The organism is Nocardioides sp. R-C-SC26 (assembly GCF_021246465.1).
Taxonomy (GTDB): domain Bacteria; phylum Actinomycetota; class Actinomycetes; order Propionibacteriales; family Nocardioidaceae; genus Nocardioides.
This window is the reverse complement of sequence record NZ_JAHRHK010000088.1, coordinates 1-311: the sequence shown is the minus strand read 5'-3', so window position 1 is coordinate 311 and position 311 is coordinate 1. Positions and strand designations below refer to the sequence as shown.

Here is a 311-nt window from a genome sequence, read left to right as displayed (position 1 = left end):
CCCAAGATCACCAACTCCGAGGGCAGCGACGGCGCCAGCGACGAGGCATCCCCGGAGGGGCCCAGCACGATCCTGCTCGACGTCTACCTGGGCGACGGCCTGCTGCGCCAGGTCTCGCTCGACCTCGGCGAGGAGAGCGGCAAGGTCACGGTGAAGTACTTCGACTGGGGCAAGCCGAGCGCGGTGAAGGCGCCGCCGAAGAACCAGATCGAGAAGAGCCCCGGCGCGAAGAACTGACTCCGTCGCGCGGTCTCGTGACCGTCGCTGGCGCGACCTCCTCGACCACCGGTGGTGGCGCGGTGGTTGAGGAG

General features: G+C 69.1%; 1 protein-coding gene. It reads left to right on the top strand.

The features are described 5' to 3' along the window. Nucleotides 1-237: hypothetical protein (locus tag KSO97_RS17555; protein WP_232682073.1), on the top strand; the 237-nt coding region annotated here is incomplete at its 5' end. Nucleotides 238-311: the final 74 nt, after the last annotated feature.